This window comes from Chryseobacterium sp. UNC8MFCol (assembly GCF_000482305.1).
GTDB lineage: Bacteria > Bacteroidota > Bacteroidia > Flavobacteriales > Weeksellaceae > Chryseobacterium > Chryseobacterium indologenes.
The window spans coordinates 1-1,468 of the sequence record NZ_AXUZ01000034.1; the positions used below are offsets into that span (position 1 = coordinate 1).

The 1,468-nt window shown below is 30.2% G+C and carries 1 protein-coding gene; it reads right to left on the reverse strand.

The genetic code is table 11. From position 1 onward, the window contains the following. Positions 1–709: 709 nt before the first annotated feature. On the reverse strand, positions 710–1,468 hold a 759-nt coding region (locus M030_RS25780), incomplete at its 5' end, for a hypothetical protein (RefSeq protein ID WP_034722695.1).

The window sequence follows — 1,468 nt, forward strand, 5'->3', positions numbered from 1 at the left end:
TACTGGATTTAATGTCTTTTTGCCAAACCACTTCCTGAGCAGACAGTACTGATGCAGCACATAAGAGTAATGCGCTCATGTAGAGTTTTTTCATTGCGGGTTATTAATTTTTTATAAATATAACTCATTAATCCCTTTTTACAAAGAGAAAATGAATCAAAACACATAATATATTAATAATTAACAATTTATATGCATTCCCCGTACCAGTCTCTCATTTATTCAAATCAAAAAACAGTGTTTTCATAAAGATTTTTATTATTCTTATTTACAAATAAAACTCCCGCCGATTGGGCGGGAGTTTACTTATGATCCTGTGAATTTTGAGCGGATTGTTTTATAAAAAAAGATGAATAATATAATTAAACTTATTATAACCTTAAACAATGCATCCCGATTGACTAATTTCTGAGATGTAAAATAAGCATATATAAAATATTCAATCAAAAATGTTATAACAATGATCATTATAAAGCTTAAAGCCTTCCTGGCCTTAAGCCCAAAATAAAGTGGGGCAGCAAATAAAATCATATCAACAATTGGAAAAAATAAAACAATCCACAAATAGTAAAATAGATCTGTTCCATTTTTAATATTATTGATTTGTAATAATTTGAACTCATTATTTATCATCATAAGTATAATATAAAATATGAGATATTTTAAAAGGATACTAATGCAAATATTTAGGACTGTAGGTTTTAACATATTAATTTCTTTTATAAAATCTTGATGGATAATAAGAATAATCATATACTGCCTGCTTAGTCGCAACCGTTCCAGAGCCTACAAATGTTGATGAATATCCTTTTAAAGGGGCTGTGTGGGTCCCCACAAAAGAAGGTTGTTTATAATTCATTAGTGTAGTCCCTGTATTATTAAGTTTTAAAGTTGCAGAAGGAAAAACATCAGTATAAGCATTTACTGATAAATTTCCACTTTTTTTATCAAAATTAATATTTAATTTTTGTGCAACATCGACAATTTTAAAGCCCATAGAATTTAATCCTGATTCTTCAAATCTAGGAACACTTGCGTGTTGTTCATAATTTATTGTTGTTCCGGATTGAGTAAAATAATTATTACTTCCTCCTTCTCCGGGATAATAATCTCTTCCTTCAAACAGCCCAAAAGTTTTACCCATTTTTGTTGTTTTTGTTGCAGACAAATCTGTTAACTCTCCTGCTTCATTTTCCTGTGCAGAAAGATTAATCGTCGTTGTTAATTTATCTCCTTCCGGAAGACTTCCCAGAGGCCCATCATAATTAGACGCAATATAACTGTTAAAAGTAAAGGACAAATTTTTCCCTAAATAAGTTTCTCCTTCTTTAGTGGTAGCTTGATTATTGGCTTTATTGTCCCAGTAAATAGAGCCATCTTTTCTTTCAACAAAATCATTCACTCCTCTTCCATCAGGATCAATAAACCTTATCGGGTTATTGACAGCATAATTGTATACAGAATGCCT